Source organism: uncultured Dialister sp. (assembly GCA_900314595.1).
Taxonomy (GTDB): Bacteria; Bacillota; Negativicutes; order Veillonellales; family Dialisteraceae; genus Dialister.
Genome location: OMVW01000005.1, coordinates 1 through 20,158 on the forward strand (window position 1 = coordinate 1; position 20,158 = coordinate 20,158).

The 20,158-nt window shown below is 48.3% G+C and carries 13 protein-coding genes and 1 other RNA gene; 2 read left to right on the plus strand and 12 right to left on the minus strand.

The window, feature by feature from the left end; all coding sequences use genetic code 11:
• Positions 1–584: 584 nt before the first annotated feature.
• From QZN42_RS03085 to QZN42_RS03120, 8 genes are all read right to left on the minus strand, one after another.
• Positions 585–2,156, minus strand: coding sequence for a hypothetical protein (locus QZN42_RS03085; RefSeq protein WP_296954265.1), 1,572 nt, complete (start codon positions 2,154–2,156; stop codon positions 585–587).
• 156 nt (positions 2,157–2,312) lie between these two features.
• Positions 2,313–2,658, minus strand: a transfer-messenger RNA (tmRNA) gene (gene ssrA / locus QZN42_RS03090).
• Positions 2,659–2,771: 113 nt separating this feature from the next.
• Complete coding sequence (locus tag QZN42_RS03095) at positions 2,772–3,722, minus strand: P1 family peptidase (RefSeq protein WP_296954266.1); 951 nt, start codon at positions 3,720–3,722, stop codon at positions 2,772–2,774.
• Complete coding sequence (locus QZN42_RS03100) at positions 3,722–4,648, minus strand: RluA family pseudouridine synthase (protein ID WP_296954267.1); 927 nt, start codon at positions 4,646–4,648, stop codon at positions 3,722–3,724. Before QZN42_RS03100 ends, QZN42_RS03095 begins: the two co-directional genes overlap by 1 nt.
• Complete coding sequence (lspA, locus tag QZN42_RS03105) at positions 4,648–5,079, minus strand: signal peptidase II (RefSeq protein ID WP_296954268.1); 432 nt, start codon at positions 5,077–5,079, stop codon at positions 4,648–4,650. Before lspA ends, QZN42_RS03100 begins: the two co-directional genes overlap by 1 nt.
• Positions 5,080–5,367: 288 nt before the next feature.
• Positions 5,368–6,342 (minus strand): 3D domain-containing protein, encoded by a 975-nt coding sequence (locus tag QZN42_RS03110; protein ID WP_296954269.1) that lies wholly within the window; start codon positions 6,340–6,342, stop codon positions 5,368–5,370.
• Between the two features lie 949 nt (positions 6,343–7,291).
• Entirely contained in the window at positions 7,292–9,460 is a 2,169-nt protein-coding gene (gene ppk1, locus QZN42_RS03115) for a polyphosphate kinase 1 (protein ID WP_296954270.1), read from the minus strand.
• A gap of 2 nt (positions 9,461–9,462) precedes the next feature.
• Positions 9,463–11,016 carry a Ppx/GppA phosphatase family protein gene (locus QZN42_RS03120; RefSeq protein ID WP_296954271.1) on the minus strand — a complete coding sequence of 518 codons (1,554 nt, stop codon included), beginning with the start codon at positions 11,014–11,016 and terminating at the stop codon, positions 9,463–9,465.
• Between the two features lie 367 nt (positions 11,017–11,383).
• On the opposite strand from QZN42_RS03120, the gene QZN42_RS03125 reads away from it, so the two are divergent.
• Complete coding sequence (locus QZN42_RS03125) at positions 11,384–12,991, plus strand: Ppx/GppA phosphatase family protein (RefSeq protein WP_296954272.1); 1,608 nt, start codon at positions 11,384–11,386, stop codon at positions 12,989–12,991.
• A 240-nt stretch (positions 12,992–13,231) separates the two neighbouring features.
• On the opposite strand, the gene glyS is transcribed toward QZN42_RS03125, so the two are convergent.
• A complete protein-coding gene (gene glyS, locus QZN42_RS03130) occupies positions 13,232–15,283 on the minus strand; it encodes a glycine--tRNA ligase subunit beta (RefSeq protein WP_296954273.1) in 2,052 nt (683 codons plus the stop codon).
• Positions 15,280–16,161, minus strand: a complete 882-nt coding sequence (glyQ, locus tag QZN42_RS03135) for a glycine--tRNA ligase subunit alpha (protein ID WP_296954274.1) — start codon at positions 16,159–16,161, stop codon at positions 15,280–15,282. Before glyQ ends, glyS begins: the two co-directional genes overlap by 4 nt.
• Positions 16,162–16,736: 575 nt before the next feature.
• Between glyQ and QZN42_RS03140 the strand changes: the two genes are divergently transcribed.
• Positions 16,737–18,542: a WG repeat-containing protein gene (locus tag QZN42_RS03140; protein WP_296954275.1), complete on the plus strand. Its 1,806-nt coding sequence runs from the start codon at positions 16,737–16,739 to the stop codon at positions 18,540–18,542.
• Between the two features lie 164 nt (positions 18,543–18,706).
• On the opposite strand, the gene QZN42_RS03145 is transcribed toward QZN42_RS03140, so the two are convergent.
• Both QZN42_RS03145 and QZN42_RS03150 read right to left on the minus strand, forming a co-directional pair.
• Positions 18,707–19,105 carry a hypothetical protein gene (locus tag QZN42_RS03145; protein ID WP_296954276.1) on the minus strand — a complete coding sequence of 133 codons (399 nt, stop codon included), beginning with the start codon at positions 19,103–19,105 and terminating at the stop codon, positions 18,707–18,709.
• 58 nt (positions 19,106–19,163) lie between these two features.
• Entirely contained in the window at positions 19,164–20,150 is a 987-nt protein-coding gene (locus QZN42_RS03150) for an ABC transporter substrate-binding protein (RefSeq protein WP_296954277.1), read from the minus strand.
• Positions 20,151–20,158 lie beyond the last annotated feature (8 nt).

Genomic DNA, 20,158 nt, shown 5'->3' on the forward strand with positions numbered 1-20,158 from the left:
ATCTGAGCTTAAGGAATAGATGTAACAATGTAGCGCCGTATACGAGGACCGTACGTACGGTGCAATGGGAGGGCTAATAACTCTACCCTATTGGGGATTTTCACAGGCGGGTTGAAAGAACGGTTGAGAACCCACCCGCCTTCACTTCGTTCAGGCATCCTCCCAACTCCTGGGAGGGCTTGAACGGTAACGATTTGAATGGAATCAGACGATATTGAGGAATTCCTTCCCACCGGATTTCTGACATCCAAAAGAAAACGCTGCGCTCACTCCGCTCTCCGCGCGGGGCCGGGAATACACACTCTCCCTCGTACGTAGGTTCACGTCTCCGTGCGGCCGGGAATACAGGTCCAAGCCGCCCAAGTAGAGCCACCGCCTGCATACAACCACTTTCAGCACATTTGAGGGCCAAAGGCCTCATATATATTTGCCGCTTCCCAATTTTGAAGCGGCCACCACCCCCCTTCCCCTTTCCCCTGTTTTTTCATTAATATCTATAAATCAAACCGGCACCGCTTCTGCAGTGCCGGTTTTTGTATGAATATTGAATTCTCCTTTCTTATCCGCTCCGGATAAGGTGGGATTTATGTCTGTCCTCCTTCTTTCGTCGGGCCGGCCTTGGGATTCTGTGCGTATTTGGCGGCAAGCCGGGGGCTGAGATAAGTACCATATCCTTCGGCATAGTATTCCGACAGAATCTGCATGAAGGTATGGTCTCCCTCATGGGCCAGTTCTTTGGCAAGGAGGTAGGCTTTTCTTGGATTTTCCTTGTGGAAATATTCCCCATTCATCGGCTTTGGGCCGGCATAGTACTGCCAGAGGAGCCGGCGGACGTCCAGGCTTCTTGCGTGCATTCCATTTTTTGCCGCTTTGAGGAAGTCTTTGTCTGTCACCCCAATCTGGCCGCCTCCGTAAAGGTACATATTGGCAAGGATGGCCCAGGCTTCTTCATCACCGATATTGGCTGCTTTTTTCAGACAGCCGGCAGCTTTAATGTAGCGTTTTGTCACATAGTCCATGAATTCATCTTCGGACATGTGAGTTCTTTCCATGGCTTCAGGCGTGGAAATCCGCTGCAGTTCATGAATGAGATCGGATGCCTGTCTGTTGTAGTAAACGATAAGTCTCCTGCGGCAGTCGTCATTTCCTGCATTCATTCCTTTACGAAGGAGACGTTCCCTTGCTTTTTCATCCCCCTCATCTCCCGCCAGATCGGACAGATCCAGATAGGCATCGGTATATCCGTAATCAGCCGCCTGTTTCAGGTAGGAAATAGATTTTTCCCGTTCTTCTTCTGTTTGATTTCCGCCAAAAGGAAGGCGCCCGAGCATGTAGGATATCCGGCCGGCCTGATATTTTCCCCGCTCATCCCCCCGTTCGTAGGCTTTGAGGTACCAGGCAAGGGCGAGAGGAAGATTTTTCTTTACGCCCCGTCCTTCCGCATACCAGTCGCCCAGCCGGAAGCAGACGGAAACACTGCCGTCATGAAAGGCCTGCTGGCAGAGCTCCAGGGCCCGTTTGGGATTTGGTTCTGTTCCCTTTCCCCGCATGAAACAGTCTGCCGCCAGTTCTCTGGACATGTTGTCCCCGTGGATGGCCCCGCGCAGGAACCAGGAAAGGGCAGTTTTATTATCTTTCTGCGGTCCTTTCATGAAATCAAATTCATCATTTTCCAGATAGAGCCGCCCTATTTCCGCATAGGCTTCGTATACTCCGCCTTTAATAGCTTCGTCAAACCAGGAAATAGCGATATCACGGACTTTCTGGGTACGCATGGCATCATCCCGCATCAGCCTGCCTGCGAGAAGAGCGCCACGGGGCAGGCCGTTCTGATAGGCTGCGGCATAATAGTCAAAAGCCGACTGGATATCCACAGGACAGCCCAGACCTTTTTCATTCATTTCTCCCAGGTACAGACAGCTTTCCCCATGGCCCATTTCGGAAAGGGTATCGAAACACTCTTCCGCAGTCGTGTAGGATTTCATATCGTAAAATTGTTTTCCAAGCTTAAAGAGTTCATTGGCCGCCCTGGAACTTCCCTGCTCAGCGGCATGGCTTATATATTTCAGGGCTCTACCGTAATTGCGTATGGACAGATATTGGAGCCCCAGTTTCAGGAGTTCATCTTTAGACATTGTTTTGATATTCTGGTCCAAGATCATCCCTCCTTTCTCTTGTTTCTGTATAAAATCATCCTTTATTATTGTAACACGGAAACGACGCATAAAGTAAATAAATCATGGAAAGGAGGAGCTGTTTTTAGACTGGCCATATTAAAAACGGCGCTTTCTTTCGAAAGCGCCGGCATGTACTGGTGGAGATGAGGGGAGTCGAACCCCTGTCCAAAAAGCCCGTCCCATAAACTTCTCCGAGTGCAGCTCTCTGTTTGAGGTTTAAGCAAAGTATCGTACAGGAGCAAACTGCCTTTGCCGATTCCGGAATTGGTTTCCCGCAGAGGTCCCGCAAGATCCCTCATTGGTATCCTATTGGTTGATGTCAGCCGGAAGTCATAGGAAAACTTCCGGGGACATTAGCAGATTAGGCTGCTAAAGCAAAATCACGTTTTGCGTTTAAGTTTTTCCACCGTTTAGCGGGGTTGATGGAATCCCGACTCGCTATTTATGAACCGGAAACTCCTGTCGAAACCGGTACATCCCCTTTTAGGGCGATATTTATTATAAGCTAAAGAAATATTTCTGTCAACTCTGCTATGAGAAATGGAGATAACAGCCTGCCATCAATTTCATAATGGAAAGCGCAAGCTCTACCTTTCAGGAACGAATGCTGCTCCATGAAGGGCGGCCGCCCATGGGTTCCGCTGCCTTCACCGCATCAATGATGGCCAGACGGACAGCTTCTTCCGCAAGGTACCCCACCGTATCCACGGGAGCTTCCACTTCTCCGGATGCCATGGTGAAGACGGTATCCCCGTCCATGGTCGTATGGACCGGACGGATGGCTCTGGCGAATCCATCGTGAGCCATGCCTGAGATGGTACTGCATTCCGCTTTTGTCAGCCTGGCATTGGTCATGATGCAGCCAATCGATGTATTTCCTCCCAGAATCCGTTTGAAGCCTTTCAGCATCAGATCATGACTGGAGACGATTGTTTTTTCATCTTCTGCCAGGGCGCCTGCCAGCACCACATTTCTGTCAAAAATTTCTCCGCAGGCATTGACAGCCATGTATGCTCCTACATGAAGCCCGTTTTCAAGGGAAAGTTCCGCATAACCGGCGCCGCTCTTCATGGCATGGTCTGCTCCTGTCAGCTTTCCGACAGTCGCCCCGGTTCCTGCGCCATAGCAGCCCACCGGAAATGAAGTGCCTGCTCCCATGGCTGCTTCATATCCCATCCAGAGGTCCGGGAAATCATGGGAGCTGCCAATGCCCAGGTCAAAAAGGACGGCCCCGCAGACGATGGGAACCCGTACATCCCCCACCTCAAAGCCTATACCTTTCTCAGACAGATATCGCATGACACCGCTGTCTGCTTCCAGGCCGAAGGCGGAACCGCCCGAAAGGACTACGGCATGAATCTTTTGCACTGTCTTTATAGGATTTAACAGGTCCGTTTCCCTGGTCCCCGGTGCACAGCCCCGGACATCCACACCTGCAAAAGCGCCTCCTTCAGGAGCCAGAATGGCGGTAACTCCCGTCAGTCCTTCCCGGTCTTCCGACGTACCGACCGTAAATCCGGGAACATGAATTGTCCGGGTTTCCATTATTTTTCCCCCTTTCGTGCCATTTCCACGCAAAGGGCAAGGTCATCCGGAATAGGTGCCTCAAAGTGCATAAGTTCCCCGGTCACCGGGTGTTTCAGGTCCAGTGTCCTGGAGTGAAGGGCCTGCCCTTCGATGGGGAAACTGTCCTTTTTCCAGCCATAAAGAGGATCATTGACCACGGGATGACCTATATGAGCCATGTGCACGCGAATCTGGTGAGTTCTGCCGGTTTCCAGCTTCAGTTCCAGCCATGAATAATGATTCATGAATTCGAGCACTTTGAAATGAGTGACCGCAGGCTTTCCTGTCTTCGGGTCCACTTCCCACTTCATCCTGTCCTTCGTGCTGCGGCCAAGGGGCAGACGGATGACCCCCTTATTTCCTTCCATCTGTCCATGCACAAGGGACACATAGAGGCGCCGGGCTTCATGGGATCCTATTTCTTCTTTCAGCACAGGAAAGGCCCTGGCAGATTTGGCGGCCACCATGACACCGGAAGTATCCTTGTCCAGACGGTGAACGATACCGGGACGGATGGGATCTTCACAGGCCTCAAAAAGCGTATTTCCGCAATGGTAAAGAAGAGCATTGACAAGAGTTCCGTCCGGATTGCCGCTCCCGGGATGGACCACCATGCCTCTCTTCTTGTTGATAACGATCATATCATCATCTTCATAAAGGATATCGAGAGGAATATCCTGCGGAATGAGCGCCAGTTCTTCCCTGGCTTCCCAGGAGAAGGAAATCTCATCTCCCGCCTTCACATGATAATTGGGGCGGACCATTTTCCCGGGAAGCAGGATGGCTCTCCCTTCCTTAATCCATTTCTGTACTTCAGAACGGGTAAGGCCCGAAGCGTCCTTCAGCACCTGATCCAGCCTCTCGCCTTCTTCTTTATCCGTAATACGACAGGTAATCTGATTCATCAGTTATGCCTCCAGAAATAAAATACAATAAGTGCCACACCAACGCAGATAAAGATATCTGCCACATTGAAAATAGGCCAGATGCGGAAATCAAAGAAATCGACTACGCTGCCATACCGGACACGGTCGATGGCATTTCCCAGGGCTCCGCCCAGAAGCATGCCCACGGCAGAGGGGAAATAAAAAGGTTTCTCCGGTATTTTCTTCCGCATGACGAAAAAGGCGGCAAAAAGAATGACCACGATGGCAAGGAAAAACCATTCCTGGTGGGGCAGGATGCCAAAGGCGGCCCCCGGATTGTGGATGTAGGTGAGATGGAAAATCCGGGGAATAACCGGTATGGTCTCTCCCAGATCCATTTCGGTCTGCACCAGCCATTTCACCAGCTGGTCAAAAACAGTGACGATGATTGCAATCAGTATAGTTATCATATTTTCCTCCTGTAGGTATTATAACAGATGGAAAGAAGGGACAAAAGAGAACGGCTCCTGTCTTACAGCCGCTTCGGGCTCAGGAATCCTGCCGAAAATCCTGCATGAAAGGGCAATCAAAAACGGCTTCCTGCAGGGAAACCGTTTCATTTATGGTTTATAACGATTCGTAGAATTGTTTTATATTCAAGCTTCAAGATGCGTTCTTATTTCCCATAAGGGAGGCATGACGCGCTGCCATGTATAGGACACTTTTCTTTTGAAAAAGTGGAAATATTCAGTAACCAGTCAATAATTCACAAAAACTTCAACATTCCGGCGGCCGAAATTGTAACATTCTTCAAAGGTTTCCATGCAGAGATCGATACGGTCTCCAATGATGGCTCCGCCTGTATCTGCTGCCACGGCATGGCCGTAATGGGGAATGAACACCCTCGTCCCGAGAGGGATGACTCTGGGATCCACGGCAATGGTTCCATGACCTGCCCTGGTGCCGGTGGCCGTGATGCCATAGCCGTTTCCGTCACTTGGATGGTAGGCGCTGGCCTGCATGATCTTTACGAAGCCCTCCGTATCCTCCACGGAACCGGTCTTCATAATCCCCGGGATACCTTCATCCAGGACTTTTACATCCGCCTCGATGGTCCGTATGACTTTACCGTCAGATACGAACTCTTCCATTTCCACCTGTCTTTTCCCAGGAACGCCTTCCTGCACGATGACTTCCTCGCCGGGTGCAAGGCTGCTGTCGTACCATTTCCGGTAATGGACAGGAATAGATTCCACGTGATTGACCATTTTCGCCGTGTAGGGAACCACGTGAATCTGCATGCCCTGAGTGACTTTCATCATCTCGTCTTCTATGGGCATCATCTTCTTCCAGTCAAAACCGGCTTCATTGACTACGCCCTGTACGGTCTGCTTGGTGGTATACAGGATTCTTGTCTTCTCGCGGGTCACGATGGTCACCGGAATTGCTCTTTCTACGACAAGGACTGCCCCATTCCGGACTTTTTCGGAGCTGGACCAGTACTTGTCATAGGAATTGAGGCTGATGCCAAGATTGGCAAGAATCTGCTTGTAGTTCCTTGCTGCCGTACTGACTATTTGTTTGTCTTTTCCGTCGTAGACTGTCACCACTTTTTCTTCATCATTGAGGCCGAAGCCAAAGGCCATGGCCAGGTCAGCCTGAGCTGCCATAGATAAGAGAAGCAGGGAACAGGTCATCGCTTTAACAGCTTTTTCAAAGGTTGAATGTTTCATATGTCTCTCTCCTATGGGCCATATTCTACCACAGGTAGACTTTTTGTCAAATTTAATTTGGTTGACAAATTATTTATTATGGATTTTCACTGAATTTATCGGTTAATTTTCATTGTAAAGACAATAGAATATCCATGTTTAAGAATGGAACTCTGCTATGTCGATATTAAATTATATCAGTATTTATCTGACTTTTTAATTTCCTATATTTGTCAACGCTGTCTTTATACAATAGACACATATAAAGCAGGAGAAATATGGTATTCTTGATTCCCTTAGATTCTATCGGCATTCCAGCGATTTTCCGCCTCCGGATTTGTAAAATTTGTAAACCTCTGTAAGTAAAAATCGATAATTTTTGATTACCCTTTTTTGTCCCATATTTTTCCGTTCATCAAATTTATGTTCCCCAATATTTATGGCTTTAGTGGGAGATTTTATTGAAAAATAGTGGCATTTAATGGACCCTATCCCAAATTAAAAAGTTTTTAATATTAAAAGTGGAAAATCATGATTTTATGTCTCTGCTGCCATCTGCGGTTTTCCGTGTTTTTTTCATTATTTCATAACCTCCAGTTTATCCGAAGAGTTCCCAATTTTATTGACTTTTTCCTGTTATTTCCGGCTTTCCCCACACAGCCCGCATAAGGAAAAGCAAAGCAGCTGCCTTCGTCCCGCAGAAGTTGGAAGCAGAACGAAAAATGCCCGCTGCTGTCGATTATTTCGCATCAAATTATCAAATGGTAGCACAAGAAAGAAAAGGCAGAATATAAAAAGTTAAACGCAGGGATTTTTAGCAGGAGATGCTGCCCTGTGAAAGCAGCGAAGGACGATGTTTCCTGCCTGCGAAGTATCGTTCTGCTGCCTTTGAACACACAAAAAAGGACCCACCCGGTTGTGAGTCCTTTCTGTCTATTTATATAGTCCCGGAAAGAGGAAGCAGTCCGGTTTATCTTTTACCAAATACCGGCACATAAGGCTCCATCTTCTGGGCAAGGGTCATTTCACTTTCCTGATCCCGCTTTTCGGCCAGTTTCTGGAAGGAAGCCTGGGCGCCCACTTTGTTTTCCGGAGCAATTGTCTTGATCCAGGTGCCGTCAGACTGCATGATATGGGCTTTCTGATTGTCCGAGAGTTCGCTGTCTACCATTCCTTTCAGCCGTCTGCAGAGATCCGGATCCTTTACCGGAATCATCAGTTCCACCCGGTCATTCAGGTTTCTGGGCATCCAGTCTGCAGAGCCCATGTAGATTTCTTCACGCCCGCCGTTAAGGAACCAGAAGACGCGGCTGTGTTCCAGGAAGCGGCCTACCAGGCTCCTGACCGTGATATTCTCGGAAATACCCGGAATACCCGGTTTAATAACGCAGATACCCCGGACGATCAGTTCAATCTTCACGCCTGCCTGGGAAGCTTCGTACAGTTTGGCAATAATTCCTTTATCAAGGAGTGAATTCATCTTCGCAATCATATGCGCCGGTTCGCCCCTCTTTGCAAAGGCAATTTCACGATCGATCAGTTCCATGCAGCGCTGTCTCATATTGATAGGAGCCACGATGAAGGAATCCCAGATTGGCGGGTCGGAGTATCCGGAAAGCAGATTGAAGAAGGCCGATGCATCCATGCCGAAACGGTCATTGCAGGTAAAGATACCCAGATCCGTATAGAGTTTCGCCGTAGAGGCATTATAGTTGCCTGTGGCCACGTGGACATAGCGGCGGATACCATCTTTTTCACGGCGGATGATGAGGGTACACTTGGAATGGGTTTTGAGTCCCACAAGCCCATAAATGACGTGAGCTCCGGCTTTTTCAAGACGTCTTGCCATGAGTATGTTGTTTGCTTCATCGAAGCGGGCCTTTACTTCCATAAGGACGGTGACCTGTTTGCCATTCTGGGCTGCTTTTTCCAGTGCCTGAATGATGGGGCTGGAAGAAGAAACGCGGTACAGGGTCTGCTTGATTGCGAGGACATCCGGGTCAGAGGCGGCGGATGCCACGAAATTAACTACCGAATCATCGAAGGATTCATAGGGCAGATGAACCAGCAGATCCTTTTCCCGAATCATATCAAAAATATTGGTTTTGTTATTTTTTTCCATCTGGAGCATGGACCAGGGATGATGAGGATGGGCTTCCGGATAGCGGAGCTTATCATATCCTTTGATTCCGCAGAATGAGAAGAAGCAGGTCATATCCAGGGGTCCGTCGATTTCATACATATCTTCCGACCCCAGGTTCATTTCGCTGGTCATGAAACGGCGCATGAAACGGCTGGCGCCCACCTGGAATTCCAGTCGTACGGCTTCCCCGCGCTGACGCTTTTTCAGCTGTTTCTCCACTTCCACCACCAGGTCCTGGGCATCCTCTTCGTCCAGATTCAAGTCTGCATCACGGGTGATGCGGAAGGGCCGGGCTTCCAGAAGGTCATATCCGATGAAGAGACGGGCGGCAAAATGGCAGAGCACCTGTTCAAGGAAGACAAAGTCATGGCGGGAGGGATTTTCAGGATTGTCCGGAAGCCGGATGATACGGGGCAGCACAGAAGGCACCGGAACGATGGCTGTCTTCACATCGATATCATTTTCTTCATCCACGTTCATATTTCTTTCATTTCTCTCCAGAAGAAGAGCAATATTTAAACTCTTGGACGCGAGGAATGGAAATGGATGGGAAGAGTCCACTGCCATAGGGGTAACTACCGGGAAAATCTGCCTTTCGAAATAGTCATCCAGCCATTTTTCCTGCCTTGGGCTTGCATTATTGGGATCGATGAAATAAAGGCCCTCTGTTTCCAGTTCTTTCAGGATCATTTTCAGATACCTGTACTGACGGGCCACCAGGCGCTGGCTTCCTTCAGAAACCGCCTCCAGCTGTTCTTCAGCAGTCATATTGGCAATATCCCTGCGTTTGACGCCATTTTCTTTCTGGTGCTTCAGGCCTGCCACGCGAATCATGAAGAATTCATCCAGGTTGGAGCTGGTAATGGCCAGGAATTTCAGTTTTTCCAGAAGAGGATTGTTCGGATCCACTGCTTCCTGCAGCACCCTGCGGTTAAACTGAAGCCAGGACAGTTCCCGGTTCAGGTAATATCTATGATCATTCACATCCACGTCCATAATTACCTCCGCTCAAGCTTGGCTTCCATGCCAAATATATTTTCAAAAAGTTCTTTTTCTTTATCAAAAAGCCATGTTTCCAAAGCTGTATTCTCATCGCTCTCATATTCAATGAGGAGGGAGTCTCCCACGATGCGGGCAGTCACGTCCCTAAGCTTCTGCTTCCTTGCCATATCCATAGCCCGGACAAGGCGGAAGATGGCGATAAGCCTGATAGCCGTCATCTTGGATGATTCTGACAGAATCCGGAAAGGTTCGTCATCATCGGTGGGCATGCCTTTATGGTCATAGTACACAATGCAGGCTACAATATCTTTTTCTTTATCTGTAATTCCAAAAATATCAGTACCCCGGATGATGTTCCAGGCAGTTGCCGAAGAGCCCAGAAGATTTACATACTTCCCTACCTGATAAAGGATGATGGCCATGCGGAGCAGGAATTCGTCCCTGTCATTCAGCCCGTTATATCTGTCAAATGCATGGATAATCTGGTAGCTGTAAAGCTCCATGGCTCTGGCATGTTCCGGTTCATAATAGAAATCAGCCGCAATGGACCGGGTCAGTTCCAGATTCTGGGCCCTCATATAAAGGAGTGCCGGATCCTTCGTCTTCATGGCTCCATAGAAAAGGCTGACTGCTTCTATGAAAGTCATACCCATCATGGCCACATTCTTTACAGGCACATTGGCCAGTATTTCCCTGTATATGTGGATGGTCGGTGCAACGACCGCAGCATTCGATTCATCCATATGGTATTTCTGGATAACCATGGATGCAGAAAGCTCACCCACTTCATCGTAGCAGTTCAGAAGTTTTTCCGGGGTCACTTCCGTTATTTTCTTTTCTATATCAAGGTTCATCAGACTGCCGATGATGCGGGCTTCCCTGCCTGAAAGGATCAGCGTATCGATATTGTACTTTCTCACGGTCACCCAGAGCGGTTCCATAATGGCATGGATATATTGCCCCAGAGCCCTTGGGAAATCAATAGAATCTCTCTGATTCTGATTGAAAGCTTCCAAAAGGCGCAGCGTTCCGATATGGACATTATGCTGATAGCAGAGGGTTCCGTTTTCCCAGATGGTGAGGCCTACGCAGCCGGAAGTAATATCGACGAAGAGAAAATTCTTTCCCAGCCGGTTGCCCTCATCTTTATTGAAATATTTAAATTTGTACTGCAGGCCGAAATGCTTGAAATAAATTTCCTGAGGCATATCGATGACCTGCACATGGAAGCCCGTGTTTACGCGGATCAGGTCCAGAATAGAGCGGCAGTTCTCCGCCTCGCGAAGAGTGGCTGTCGCATAAACGGCATACGTCTTCACCTGATAATCCACCATCAGCTGCTTCAGGCCCAGCAGCATATTGCAGAGCTTTTTAATAGAAGGGAAAGAAAGTTTCCTGTGAAGAAATACTTCTTCCCCGAAAGTTGTATCTTTTTTAACCGACTCAACCACCTGGATGTGCCTGATATCCGTATACTGCACGATGCGCATGGACAGGCTGGATGATCCGATGTGGATGATGCCATACATGAGCGGCTTTTGTTCCGACATAACGAGCCCCCGTTTCCATATAAAAATTGAGTTTATGCCTTCTTCTAACATTACACCTTAAAGGTAAAACCCATGTAAAAAAATCGACAGCTTTGCCGAATACTTTCTTCGGAAAGGAAGAAAATCAATGATCTACTTTTTATATTATTTTAACACATTCACGAATGATTTTGGGACCTGTAACCCGCCAGCCTTCTTCCTTGTATGAGAATCCTTTTATAGGCACTCATAAAGAAGAACCAATTGTAAAATTCCTGTAATAAAAGGCACTTTTTCACCCACCGGCCGTGGATATGATGTAAAATAAAGGAAATATTCCGGCTTTCTGTTTCCCTGTTTCCGGAAAGCCGACTGAGAGGGAGATACCATGGAACGTATAGCAATCATCGACCTTGGTTCCAATTCCATCCGCTTCGTCATCATGCAGATTGGCCCCCACGGGTCCTACAAGCTGGTGTATCAGGAAAAGAAATCCATCCGTCTGGCAGAAGGGATGACCATGGAAACCAGGCTTCTCACAGAGGAGGCCCAGCAGCGGGCCCTGAAATGCCTGGCAGTTTACTCACACATCATTAAAGTACAGAAAGTGAAAAAGACACTGGCTGTGGCCACCGCGGCCGTAAGGAATGCGGTAAACGGAGCTTCTTTCCTCAGAAGAGTCCGCCTTTCCACAGGCATCCCCATGACCATCATTAGCGGCAAGGCAGAAGCGGCGCTGGGTTTCTCAGGCGTTATCCATACCATTGACCGGAGGGATTTCCTCCTCTTTGACCTGGGCGGAGCTTCTGTAGAAATATCCCTTGTGCGAAACAAGCAGCGGATTCATTCCCTAAGTATCCCCATGGGTGCCGTGACCCTGACGGAAATGTTCCAGTCCTCCGGTACCGTGGACTATGAAAAAATCAGTGAAATCCGTGACTATATCCAGCGTCAGCTGAATCAGATTCCCTGGTTCCCGAAAGAGCCGATGGAAGTCATCGGCGTAGGCGGGACGGTCAGAAACCTGGCCAAGGTCCATCAGCGCTCTTCTTCCTATCCCCTGCCGAAACTCCACAACTACAATCTTCCTGTAGAAAGCCTTTTTGAAATGGTCAAATCCATCTGTGGAAAGACTTTTGAAGAAAGGAAACATATTTCCGGCCTTTCTGAAGAACGGGCAGATATCATCGTAGCCGGTGCCCTGGTGGTCCAGGAAATCGTGCGCCGTGCCAAAGCATCCTACCTCACCATTTCCGGCTGCGGTCTCCGTGAGGGACTTTTCTTCCATTATTATGACCCCATTTACGACAAAGAGGAAAAATGGAAAGAGGATATGCTGAAAAGTTCCGTTAAAAATTATCTCTATACCCTCCCCATCCAGTACGATTTCCATACTTCCTATGTGACAGCCATGGCCCTTTCCATGTTTGACCAGTGGCAAAAAATTCATGGTCTCAATGACCGTATGAGGAAAATACTTACGGCTGCCGGATTCCTCCATGATACAGGTACCATCGTCAATTATTACAGCCATGCCAGGCACAGTGCCTACATCACTGCCAATGCCCATATTTTCGGCTGGACTCACCGGGAACAAATCATGTGCGCCCTGGTCTGCGCATTCCATCATGGTTACTCCAACAAATACCTGAAAGGTGCCAGTCATGCCAGGATTCTTTCAGAATTACAGATGAAGCAGGTCCGTATGCTTTCTCTTTTCCTGGCCCTGGCAGAAGGACTCGACGAAAGTCATGAACAGTGCATTACCCGCATTATATGCACTGCCGGCAAAACGGCCATGGACCTTCGGATTTACACAAACCGTGAAAATTTCGACGTTCCTGCCCATGCTGTGCAGCACCTGATTCCCGAATTCCGTAAAATCTTCCAGCTGCCCCTCAGAATCCAGTGGTTCCCGGGAAGCACCATAAAAAATGAAATGAAAGACACTGCAGAAGGATTGGAATTTGATATATCCGGGGAGAAGACGGAGTAAGTTCATGAATCGTTTCTCCCACATTTACTTTTACCGTTTGTCAATCGTGATTCGTGGTTCGTGGTCCGTGGAAATGGCGCCTTATATAAAAGGCGCCATTTTTATATTTCCCATACAAAAAGCTGATTATCCGATATTCGGATAATCAGCTTTTTAAATGATTTTTATTTCATGAGCTCAAAGTCAGGGAAAACTCCTGACTGTAAACTAGCCACTGCCAACTAAATGCTGACAGCTATTTCACACCAGCTTGCTGAAATCGCCCCAGGTATCGAAGAGAGCAAGCGTCTTTTTGAGCTGGGAAATACGGTTTGCCTTTACGGATTCGTCTTTCACCATAACCATAACCTGGTCAAGGTATGCATTCACAGGAGCCGTCAGTTCCTTGAGGAATGGCAGAGCTGCCGCATAGTCATAGGCTGCAAAGAGCGGCGAAACTTCTACCGTAGCTTTTTCAAGTGCTGCCTGGAGATTCTTTTCTGCTTCATCTTCAAAGAGGTCCGGATTGATTTCTCCGCCTTCTTTGCCCTTTGTAATGTTGGCAAGGCGAGTCACTGCCTGGCGAAGATCGGCTTCTTCTTTCAGATGGCTTTCGGTCATAGCTCTGGCTTTCAGGAAGATAGCATAAATATCATCTACAGGACCTGCAAGGACCGCATCAATGATGTCGTATGCGATTCCTTCATCAAGAAGGATAGCCCTGATTCTCTGACGGAAGAAATCTTCCACCTGAGAGAGGACGGTCTTCTTCTGTTCCGCTTCACCCGGAAGAAGTTCGAGAGCCTTTTCAATGCCTCTTCTGATATCCCAGTGAATCTTACCATCAGTAATGATATTGACTGCACCAATGGTCTGGCGGCGGAGTGCGAAGGGATCCTGGGAACCGGTCGGGATAAGTCCGCGGAGGAAGGTGGCAGCCAGATTGTCCAGCTTATCTGCCAGAGAAAGGGCACGTCCGATGGATTCCTGCGGGAGAATATCACCGGCAAAGCGCGGCATGTACTGTTCGAAAACAGCCTGGGCCACATTCTTCTTTTCCCCGTCCAGAAGGGCATATTCCTTGCCCATTTCGCCCTGGAGTTCAGTGAATTCGGTAACCATACCGGTAGCCAGGTCGGATTTGGAAAGGTAAGCGGCTCTGTCTGCATCAGAGAGTTCTTCAGCAGAGAAATTCCAGTCTTTTCCGATGGCAGCAGTCAGTTTCTGCAGGCGGTCTGCCTTGTCCAGCATGGTGCCCATGCCTTCCTGATAATTAATACGGGTGAGGCCTTCTCTATGGCCTTCCAGGGATTTTTTACGGTCGTTTTCGAAGAAGAATTTCGCATCGTCCAGACGGGCACGAAGTACCCTTTCATTCCCGATCTGTACATTATGAATAGCCCTGGTTCCGCCGTTTCTGACCGTAAGGAAATAAGGCATAAGGCTGCCATCTTCATTTCTTACCGGGTAGTAACGCTGGTGATCGCGCATCGGGGTAACCACTGCCGGTACCGGAAGCTTCAGGAATTCATCATCGATACGTCCATAGAGGGGAGTCGGATATTCGACGAGGTAGTTGATTTCTTCCAGAAGATCCGCATTATGCCAGACATGACCGCCCAGTTCTTCAGCGACCTTCAGGAGGCCCTCTTTGATAAGTTCTCTTCTTTCGTCCTGGTCAACGATGACGAAAGCTTTGCGCATGGTTTCTTTATAATCTTCCGGTTTTTCAATGGTTACCGGTTCCTTGCAGAGGAAACGATGGCCACGGCTTACACGGCCGCTCTTTACATGAGCAAATTCCATGGGCACTATCTGGTCACCGGCAAGAGCAACAAGCCAGCGGACAGGGCGGATGAAATGAACTTCTTCAGAAGCCCAGCGCATGGATTTGGCAAAAGTGAGACCTGTAATGAAAGACAGGAACAGGTCCGGCAGTACTTCTTCCACTGCCTTGCCCTTATTTACTACATTAGCCCAGGTATAGTCCCCTTCCTTAATGAGCTGGGAAGGATCGATATGCTGGCCTCTGGCGAAGCCTTGTGCCGCGCGGGTCGGATTTCCATCAGCATCAAAAGCTGCCTTGATGGAAGGGCCGCGCTTCTTCACTTCTTCATCAGGCTGGCGGTCAGCGGCATTTTTCACGAGTACTGCCAGACGGCGGGGAGTCGCATAAACGGTAATTTTGTCGAAGGAAATACGGCTTTCTTTAAATTTCGCGTCAGAAAGAGCTCTCAGCTGATCCACCACACCGGACATAATATTGGCCGGCATTTCTTCTGTACCGATTTCTAAAAGAAGATTTTTACTCATTTTCCTTCACTTCCTTTCAGCATGGGGAATCCCAGTTCTTTACGTTTTTTCAGCCAGGCCTTTGCACAGGCTCTGGCCAGATTTCTGACACGTCCGATATATTCGGTACGTTCAGAAAGGGAAATGGCACCGGCAGCATCAAGCAGATTGAAGCTGTGGGAACATTTCAATACATAGTCGTAAGCCGGGAGCACATAGCCCAGCTTGCTGATGCGGTAGGCTTCTTTTTCATACATATCAAAAAGTTTGAAAAGCATATCATGGTCCGACAGTTCATAGCTGTATACGGACTGTTCATATTCATTTTCATGCCATACGTCGCCATAGGTTACGCCATCAGTCCATACCAGATCATATACATTGTCTACCTGCTGGATATACATGGCGATACGTTCCAGACCGTAGGTAATTTCTACGGATACCGGATGTTCATCAATTCCGCCGACCTGCTGGAAATAGGTAAATTGGGTGATTTCCATACCGTCCAGCCATACTTCCCAGCCGATGCCCCAGGCACCGAGGGTCGGGGATTCCCAGTTATCTTCTACGAAACGGATATCATGTTCCTCCGGATCGATACCCAGTTCTTTCAGGGATTCCAGGTAAGTCTCCTGAATGTTGTTCGGGGACGGTTTCATAATCACCTGGAACTGATGATGCTGATAGAGACGGTTCGGGTTTTCGCCATAACGACCGTCATCGGGGCGTCTGGATGGTTCAACGTAAGCCACATTCCAGGGTTCCGGTCCGATGGTGCGCAGGAATGTGAAAGGGTTCATGGTGCCGGCACCTTTTTCAGTATCGTAAGCTTCACCAAGAACGCAGCCCTGGCGGGACCAGAATTTCTGGAGTGCCAAAATAATCTGCTGAAATGTCATATTTCCTCCTGAAAAACAATATAAAATCCCTGTAACAATACGTTACAGGGACGAGTTACAGGGAATAACCCGCGGTTCCACCCTCATTGGTCTTGCGGCCCGCCTTCATTTATAGCAGCCCTACTTCATTCAGGCAGCAGCTCCGAAGCGCCTTCCGCATCCTGCCGGACTTTCACCCTCACCGGCTCGCTGATTATGCGTACTCCTCTTCTTCATCACCGTAGTTATGGACTTATAGTAGCAAATCGGGGTTCAAAAGTAAAGAGTCATTTCATATTTGATGAAAATAAATACAGGTGAAGAAGCTTTTGAATCGGGAGTAACGGGAGTATCGGGGCTGCCGGGATAGTAGCGGCGCAGAACAGAAAAAGTTCCGCCCTTTTATATATTTTGTGATTGTATCCGGTAAACCAAAAATTATCTCTTAAAGCCGGAAAGGACGAAATTCTAAAATCAAACCCCGACCAGCAGTCAATATTTTGGGAAATTTTGCCTATTCTCTGTAAAAATTCACCGGAAATCATGATAAAATAATAGATATCAGACAATATTTCTCTTTCGTGAGGTGAATTGATATGATGAAAAAATTACTGGCAGCCCTTGCGCTTTCCGCACTGGCTCTGCCCCTTTCCATTTCCGCCAATGAAGGGCCGGATGCCCCAAAGGATGGTGCACGACTGACAAAGCCGGTCCCCTTTGCAGCAGCAGTGAAAAAAGATGGGAAATGGGGCGCTGTCAATGAAAAGGGTATCATTATCATTCCATTTTCCTATGACAAGGAAGGACTGAGCCTGACTGATGCCTCAAAGCAGGAGGAAGACCTGGACGGTGAAGGACGGGAAAATCTGATCGAGGTCCAGAAAGGAAAGCTTCGCGGTTTCTACAACCGGGAAGGCAAAGTGATTGTCCCCATTTCCTATGAAAACCGGTCCATATGGAAAGAAGGAGCCCTGGCCATTCAGGAATCTGAAAAAAAGATTACCTTCTATCGCATGGACGGGACAAAGATCATCGATAAAACCTATGAGCAGGTCTCTGATTTCCAGAATGGCATGTCCATCGTAAAGGAAAACGGCAAGTACGGTTATCTTTCTCTGGACGGCAAAGAAATCGCGCCGGTGTATCAGGAAGCCCGCTACTTTGAGGATGGTCTGGCACCGGTCAGGGAAAAAGGCAAATGGGGTGTCATTGATACGGCAGGCAATATGGTGGTCCAGCCTTCTTATAAAGATGCAGGGCCCATCTACAGTGAAGGACTGCTGGCCGTGAAAAATGGAAAGGACCTCTGGGGATTTATTGATAAAACAGGCAGTGAAGCAGTAGAACCGGCCTATAAGGAAGTCATCCCCGTATTCACTGAAGGAAACACGGCCGTAGAAAATGATGACAAGCTCTGGGGCTTTATCAATACGAAAGGTGAAGTCACCGCAAAGCCTCAGTTCAAAGCAGTTCTTACCGAATTTTCTGAAGGTCTGGCCGGTGTCAAGACGCCGGATGGCAACGGATATGCCGGACCCGATGGAAATATCGCCTTCATGGCCGACTATAACCAGCTTTATCCTTTTGAAGACGGAATTGCAGAAGTGAGAGACGGGCAGGTCACGGAAGTCAGGGAGCGAAGCGGATTTCCTATTTCCATTGGCATCGGCTGGGGCTGGGGGCACTGGTTCCACGGTCATCATCACCACCATCATCACAGACATTCCGGCTGGGGCATCGGAATCGGTATCCCCATCTGGGATCCCTGGGGTTATGGAGATGAGACGGTCCCCACGGTACAGGTGAAACGGGGCTATATCGACAATACAGGCAAAGTCATTGCCTCCCCTTCCAACGACAGAGTCTTTGAAGCAACAGACCAGGGTATCCTTATCCGCAATGAAGGCAAGTACGGCTGGGTCAACCGGAAGGGCATCTTTACGGCTCATTCCGTATATAAGAGCCTGATCCCGGTGGAAGAAGACGGTCTTCTCCTCGCCCAGAATGATGATAAAAAATGGGGCCTCCTTTCTATGGCAGATGGCACGGAAGTGGTCCCCATGATGTATGAAAATCTTTACTCCATCGGAAATGGTTTCTACAGCTATAAAGTGAAATCGGACTGGGGAATTCTTTCCAAAGACGGCAGTCTCGTGACGGAACCGGTTTTCCGGGGCGTAGCTACCTGCGGTGACGGACTGATTCCGGTAAAAACGAAGGAAGGCTGGAAATATGTGGATACTGCAGGTAAAGATGCCATCATCCTTAAAGAAGAGGCCAGTGACGTCACATCTTTCAAAAATGGAAGAGCCGGCGTAAAGATTAAAGGAAAATGGGGCCTCATCGACAAGACCGGCCGTTTCCTTGTAAAACCTGCCTATGATGATATCGATATCCTTTGAGTGAAATGATTTGAATTCAGAAAGTCTGAAAAACTTTCTTCATAAAATTATCAGTTATCAGATTTGATGCGGCGCGAAATTATAAGCGCCGCATTTTTTAAACAAAAAGACCCGCCTCCTCACCGGACGGGTCCATTTTTTACTAACAACTAACCACTAACCACTCACCTCAGCGTTGTAGCGAGGAAGAACATCAGGAAAAGTATCATGATCATCTGGCGGTTGTTTCTTTTCTTTATTTCCTTGTCTGCAAGGGAAATCCCCCAGTTCCATTTCGTATAAAGAGCCATGGCCAGCCACATGAGAAATCCAGCCACTGCCACGCGGTAGACGCTGTCCACGGGAATCGGAAGGAGTCCCACATCCGCTGATACCAGGATCAGAAGGGAAATACAAACGATGACGGTCACCAGCCAGAGAAGCCATCTGGGCGCTTCGTCATGAATGAATTTTTCTTCTTTCGTATGGCAGATGCCAAGGATGTAGGATTTGATAAACCAGAGGCAGATACCCACTGCCACTACGTCAAAAACATAACTGTGCTGCATAGCTTCACCTTCCATAAAGATTCTTTATCTATTATGGACCAGAAAGGAAAATGGGGCAACCGAAAATTGATTTCTATTTCCCGCCGGAGCTCACGGAGTTCTCAAAGAGTTCCGGATATACAGCTTTTGCGGCGGCTTCCATGGCATCGGTAATATGCTGGCTCATGACATATTTGTACTTTTCCGGGAACAGGACAAGATTATGGTTTTTCACAGCTTTTACATCCTGAAAAGCAGGATTTGCCAGGAGCTCTTTCTCAAATTCCGTTTCATTATCCCCTTCCTTGATTTTCCATACAGGCATGAGAAGGATATCCGGGTTAATTTCCGGAAGGATTTCATTGGAAAGATAGGCATTCGTTCCCTTTGGCACATCGTAAACTGCCGCCCCGTCCTTTACATGGGCCATAGCCAGGATTTCACTGAAAAGGGTCCCTTTCTTCCCAAGGATTCCCCGAAAGGATAAAGCAAGAGCCGTCCTTTCCTTTTCAGGCGGGATGACAGAAAGTTTCCTGTCCAGTGCTTCCCTTTTCCTGTTCATATCAGAAACCATAGCTTCTCCGGCTTCTTCTTCATTGACGGCCCTGGCCACTCCCCGTACTTTAGTCTCCATTTGCTCCCAGTTCACGGCAACCAGGGATACATAAACCGGAATACCTGAATTTTTCAATACCTCCACCATGTTCATGGGAACGTTGGTAGAAGCTATGACCAGATCCGGCTTCAAGGCCATAATCATTTCCGGGTTGACTTCGGCAATCTGTCCCACAGCCTGCTGCTCTTCTTTCGTCACAAAGGAAATATCCGGATTTCCCGCATATTTGGATAGACCTTTCACCCTTGACGTATCTACAAGTCCCAGAAGGATTTCGTCAGTCCCATAAGTCAGAGAAACGATACGCACCGGATGAGCGCTCACACGCAATTCTGCGCCCTGGTCGTCGGTAATGACTCTGGTACCGCCTGATTCCTTTACCCTGCCGCATCCTGCCATACATACTATCAGCAGGACAGCCAGAAAAAGAGCCAGATTTTTTCGAAAAGTTTCATAGAATGTCATTTATCATT

Excerpts from the sequence above, each read along its gene's own strand:
- QZN42_RS03145 (WP_296954276.1), bottom strand. The coding sequence starts at position 19,105 with ATGGAAGGTGAAGCTATGCAGCACAGTTATGTTTTTGACGTAGTGGCA.
- ppk1 (WP_296954270.1), bottom strand. The coding sequence starts at position 9,460 with ATGGACGTGGATGTGAATGATCATAGATATTACCTGAACCGGGAACTG.
- glyQ (WP_296954274.1), bottom strand. The coding sequence starts at position 16,161 with ATGACATTTCAGCAGATTATTTTGGCACTCCAGAAATTCTGGTCCCGC.
- QZN42_RS03125 (WP_296954272.1), top strand. The coding sequence starts at position 11,384 with ATGGAACGTATAGCAATCATCGACCTTGGTTCCAATTCCATCCGCTTC.
- QZN42_RS03140 (WP_296954275.1), top strand. The coding sequence starts at position 16,737 with ATGATGAAAAAATTACTGGCAGCCCTTGCGCTTTCCGCACTGGCTCTG.
- QZN42_RS03110 (WP_296954269.1), bottom strand. The coding sequence starts at position 6,342 with ATGAAACATTCAACCTTTGAAAAAGCTGTTAAAGCGATGACCTGTTCC.
- glyS (WP_296954273.1), bottom strand. The coding sequence starts at position 15,283 with ATGAGTAAAAATCTTCTTTTAGAAATCGGTACAGAAGAAATGCCGGCC.
- QZN42_RS03095 (WP_296954266.1), bottom strand. The coding sequence starts at position 3,722 with ATGGAAACCCGGACAATTCATGTTCCCGGATTTACGGTCGGTACGTCG.
- QZN42_RS03120 (WP_296954271.1), bottom strand. The coding sequence starts at position 11,016 with ATGTCGGAACAAAAGCCGCTCATGTATGGCATCATCCACATCGGATCA.
- lspA (WP_296954268.1), bottom strand. The coding sequence starts at position 5,079 with ATGATAACTATACTGATTGCAATCATCGTCACTGTTTTTGACCAGCTG.
- QZN42_RS03100 (WP_296954267.1), bottom strand. The coding sequence starts at position 4,648 with ATGAATCAGATTACCTGTCGTATTACGGATAAAGAAGAAGGCGAGAGG.
- QZN42_RS03150 (WP_296954277.1), bottom strand. The coding sequence starts at position 20,150 with ATGACATTCTATGAAACTTTTCGAAAAAATCTGGCTCTTTTTCTGGCT.